The organism is Mycobacterium sp. 1165178.9 (genome assembly GCF_001673555.1).
GTDB lineage: Bacteria > Actinomycetota > Actinomycetes > Mycobacteriales > Mycobacteriaceae > Mycobacterium.
This window is the reverse complement of record NZ_LZMB01000194.1, coordinates 1-4,772: the sequence shown is the minus strand read 5'-3', so window position 1 is coordinate 4,772 and position 4,772 is coordinate 1. Positions and strand designations below refer to the sequence as shown.

Below are 4,772 nucleotides of genomic sequence, written 5' to 3'. Positions count from 1 at the left end.
GGGCGGCAGAACCGAACCGGTAGCCACGGCGAAATCGTAACCACTCTCGGCATGCTCGGCCTCGTCGATACCCGTGGCTTCCGCCTCCGGGTTGAGACGAAGCCCAATGGTGTACTTCAGGATCAACGCCAGGATCAGCGTAACCACCCCAGAGTAGATGAGGACACTGAACGCGCCGACTGCCTGCCGCTCGAGCTGGGCCCAGCCGCCGCCGTAGAAGAGTCCCTTGGATACCCCGGTGACGCCGTTGATGGCCGGGCTCTCCGGCGCGGCGAGCAACCCCACCAGCAGGGTGCCCGCCAAGCCGCCGATCAGGTGCACGCCGACCACGTCGAGTGAGTCGTCGAAGCCCAGCTTGAATTTCAGGCCGACCGCCAGAGCGCACAGCACGCCGGCCACCAGGCCCACCACCAACGCGCCCAAGACGTTGACCGACGAGCACGACGGCGTGATGGCGACCAGGCCGGCGACGATGCCGGACGCCGCACCAAGCGTCGTCGCCTTGCCGTCGCGGATGCGCTCGGTGAGCATCCAGCCCAGCATCGCGGTGGCCGTCGCGACCGTGGTTGTCATGAAGGTCGTCCCGGCGACACCGTTGGAGCTGGTGGCCGATCCGGCGTTGAACCCGTACCAACCGAACCACAGCAATCCGGCGCCGAGCATCACGAAAGGCAGGTTGTGCGGCCGAAACAACGTCGTCGGCCAACCGCGCCGTTTGCCCAGCACGATCGCTAGCATCAGGCCCGCCACACCGGAATTGATGTGGACCGCGGTCCCGCCGGCGAAGTCGATCGCGTGCAGCTTGTTGGCGATCCAGCCGCCCTTCTCGGAAGCGAAGCCGTCGAACGCGAAAACCCAGTGGGCGACCGGGAAATAGACGAACGTCGCCCACAGGCCGGCGAACACCAGCCAGGCGCCGAACTTCAGCCGGTCGGACACCGCGCCCGAGATCAGTGCGACGGTGATGATCGCGAACATGAGCTGGAACGCCACGAACACCGTCGCGGGCAGGGTGCCCGCCAGCGGGATGTCCGTTGCCGCAACGCCTTTGCTCGGATCAGCGGCCACCGCGTTGACGCCGATGAGGCCTTTCAGACCCCAAAACGAGGTCGGCTTCCCCACGACGCCTGCCCCGGCGTCGTCGCCGAAGGCCAGTGAATAGCCATAGAGCACCCACAGCACGGTGACCACGCCCATCGCGCTGATGCTCATCATGAGCATGTTCAGCACGCTTCGGGCGCGCACCATGCCGCCGTAGAAAAACGCCAGACCCGGCGTCATCAACAGCACCAGCGCGGAACTGGCCAACATCCAGGCGGTATCGCCGGTATTGGGCTGGCCCAGTATTGGGTATGTCACTCGCAATCTCCTCCGGTCTGCCCACAACTGGCCGCCAGACATGCGTCTGATGACCTGTTCGAAGAACATTGCGAGATGGTTGTTTCGGCGATGGTGCCGCCATGTTTCAGCGGTATTAACGTCCCGCTTTTCGTGTAAGGCGTTTCAGCCGAGCAGCGCGTCGACGAAAGCGGCCGGTTCGAACGGCGCGAGATCGTCGGGGCCTTCCCCGAGCCCGACAAGTTTGACCGGCACGCCGAGTTCCTGCTGAACCCGAAAGACGATGCCGCCCTTAGCCGTTCCGTCCAACTTGGTCAGCACCGCACCGGTGATCTCGACGACCTCGGCAAACACCCGGGCCTGGGCCAGCCCGTTCTGCCCGATGGTGGCGTCAAGCACCAGCAGCACCTCGTCGACGGCGGCGCGCCGTGTTACGACTCGCTTAACTTTGTCGAGCTCGTCCATCAGCCCAACCTTGGTGTGCAGCCGGCCCGCGGTGTCGATGAGCACCACGTCGGCACCCGCCGCGATGCCCTTGTCGACGGAGTCGTAGGCCACCGAGGCCGGGTCGGCGCCCTCGGCGCCGCGCACCACTTCGGCGCCCACCCGCGACGCCCAGGTCTCCAGCTGATCAGCCGCGGCGGCGCGGAAGGTGTCGGCGGCGCCCAGGACGACGCGCCGCCCGTCGGCGACCAGCACCCGGGCCAGCTTGCCGACGGTGGTGGTTTTTCCGGTGCCGTTCACGCCGACGATCAGCAGCACCGAGGGATGATCGGCGTGCGGCAGCGCCCGGATCGTGCGGTCCATGCCGGGCTGCAACTCCTTGATCAGCACGTCGCGCAGCACGGCCTTGGCGTCGGCCTCGGTGCGCACGTCGCTGCTGGCCAGCCGGCTGCGTAGTTGCGAGATCACCGATTCGGCCACCACCGGGCCCAGGTCGGCGATCAGCAGCGTGTCCTCGACGTCCTGCCAAGCGTCCTCGTCCAAGTCGCCGCCGCCGATCAGGCCCAACACGCTGCGTCCGAGCGCGTTCTGCGATCTGGCCAGCCTGCCTCGCAGCCGTTCCAGCCGCCCCTCGGTGGGCGCGATCTCCTCGATTTCTGGGGTGGCCGGGGTCTCGGGGACCTCGGGAGCCACCGGGACCTCCGGTGCGGGGGCCTCAGGCGCGGGGGCCTGCGGCGCCGGGGCCGGTGCCTGCGCGGCCGGTGCTTCGGGTGCCGGTTCGGGAAGCTCGACCTCAGAGATGGTGCGCCGCGGCGCGTCGCGGGGAATGGCCGCGTCGTCACCTACCGCGGGCAGCCCGGTGGTGTCGAGCCGGTCGGCCGTCGTGGTCTGGCTGAAGGTGATGCCCGAGGAGGCGGTGTAGCCACCGGAACGGTCGATCGCCCCCGGTTCGGGCCGGGTCGAGAAGCTGATGCGGCGCCGCCGATACCGCAGCAGGCCCAGGACCAGCGCGGTGATGACGAGCAGGGCAGCGACGACCGCGATAGCGATCCAAAGACCTTGGGACACGCTGACATTGTTTCAGGGTCGGCCCGGGCGCCCGGCAGCCACCACCGTCGGGCGCTGGTCGGATGGCGCCGGCCCGCCTCGCCCGGCTACGCCGCGCACGCGACCGGCGCTAGTCGGATGGCACCGGCCCGCCTCGCCCGGCTACGCCGCGCTCGCGACCGGCACTAGTCGGATGGCACCGGCCCGCCTCGCCCGGCTACGCCGCGCACGCGACCGGCACTAGTCGGATGGCACCGGCCCGCCTCGCCCGGCTACGCCGCGCACGCGACCGGCGCTACGACGAACTGGTGACCAGCTGCTCCACTTGCTGGCCACGCATCCGCTGGGAGATGACGGCGGTAATGCCGTCGCCCTGCATGGTCACGCCGTAGAGCGCGTCCGCGACCTCCATCGTCGGCTTCTGGTGCGTGATGATGATGAGCTGGGAGCGCGCCCGCAGCAGTTCGAACAGCGAGATCAGCCGCCGCAGGTTGGTGTCGTCGAGGGCGGCCTCAACCTCGTCCATGATGTAGAACGGCGACGGGCGGGCCCGGAAGATCGCCACCAGCATCGCCACCGCCGTCAGGGCCTTTTCGCCGCCGGACAGCAGCGACAGGCGGGTGATCTTCTTGCCCGGCGGGCGGGCCTCGACCTCGATGCCCGTGGTGAGCATGTCGTCGGGATTGGTCAGCCGCAGCCGGCCCTCACCGCCGGGGAACAGCACCGTGAAGACGTCGGCGAACTCACGTTCGACGTCCGTGTACGCCTCGCTGAACACCTGCAGGATGCGGGCATCGACCTCGTCGACCACACCAAGCAGGTCCTTGCGGGCGGCCTTGACGTCCTCGAGCTGGGTGGACAGGAAGTTGTAGCGCTCTTCGAGTGCGGCGAACTCCTCAAGCGCCAGCGGGTTGACCCTGCCGAGTTCCGCCAGCTCACGCTCGGCCCGCTTGGCCCGGCGCCCCTGGGTGGGCCGGTCGTAGGGAATCGGCGCGGGCGCGAAAACTTGTTCGCCGCGCTCCTTGGCCTGCTCGTATTCGGCCATCTCCAGGTCGGAGGGAGGCAGTTGATTCTCCGGGCCGTACTCGGCGATCAGATCGGCCGGCGCCATGCCGAACTGCTCGAGCACCATCTGCTCGAGCTGCTCGATTCGCATCGCCGCCTGGGCGTTCGCGACCTCGTCGCGGTGCAGCGAGTCGGTCAGGGCGGCCACCCGGGCGCTCAACGCGTTCACCTCGTCGCGCACGGCCGCCATTGCGGTCGCACGCTGCTGGCGTTCGGAGGCCAGGGCGTCGCGGATCTTGGAGGCGGCGTCGACCACGCCGTTCAACCGCTGCGCCAGAAGCCGCCCGGAGTCGGCCACCGCCGCCGCCACCCTGGCGGCGCGCAGTCGCGCCTCCCGCGCCTGCTGGGCCCGCAGCCGTGCTTCGCGTTCGGCCGCGGCCGCGCGGCGCAACGAATCCGCCCGCCCGCGAACCGCATGCGCACGCTCTTCGGCGGTCCGCACCGCCAGCCGGGCCTCGACTTCGACGCTGCGAGCGGCTTCAGTGGCGGCGGCGATCTGCTCGCGGTTCACGGGTTCTTCCGTCGGCGCGTGCTGGGTCTCCTGCGCGTTGCGCAGCCGGGTTTCCAGTTCGGTGACTTCGGCGACGGTCTGGGTCCGGGCCGCCTCGAGCTCCTCCCGCTGCCGCAGCAGCCTGCTCCACTCGTCTTCGGACGTCCGGGCCTCCTGACCGAGCCGGCCCAGCTGCTCGTACATCCCCGAGATTTCGCTGTCGGACTCGTTGAGCGCGGCCAGCGCCTGCTCGGCCGAATCCTGACGGGCGGCCTGCTCGGTCAGCGCGCCGGACAGCGCCGCGCTCAGCTGGGCTCCCCGGGCCTCCGCGGCGGTGAGCTCGTCGCCGGCCTTGTCGATCTCCGAGGTCACCTCGAGCGTGGACGGC

At 69.3% G+C, this 4,772-nt stretch carries 3 protein-coding genes; all 3 read right to left on the bottom strand.

The features are described 5' to 3' along the window. Positions 1-1,401, bottom strand: a 1,401-nt coding sequence (locus tag A5652_RS09315) for an ammonium transporter (RefSeq protein ID WP_082983835.1), incomplete at its 3' end; no start/stop codon positions are given. Between the two features lie 102 nt (positions 1,402-1,503). After that, positions 1,504-2,850, bottom strand: a complete 1,347-nt coding sequence (gene ftsY, locus A5652_RS09310) for a signal recognition particle-docking protein FtsY (RefSeq protein WP_067349623.1) — start codon at positions 2,848-2,850, stop codon at positions 1,504-1,506. 274 nt (positions 2,851-3,124) lie between these two features. Continuing rightward, positions 3,125-4,772, bottom strand: a 1,648-nt coding sequence (locus A5652_RS09305) for an AAA family ATPase (RefSeq protein ID WP_156745237.1), incomplete at its 5' end; no start/stop codon positions are given.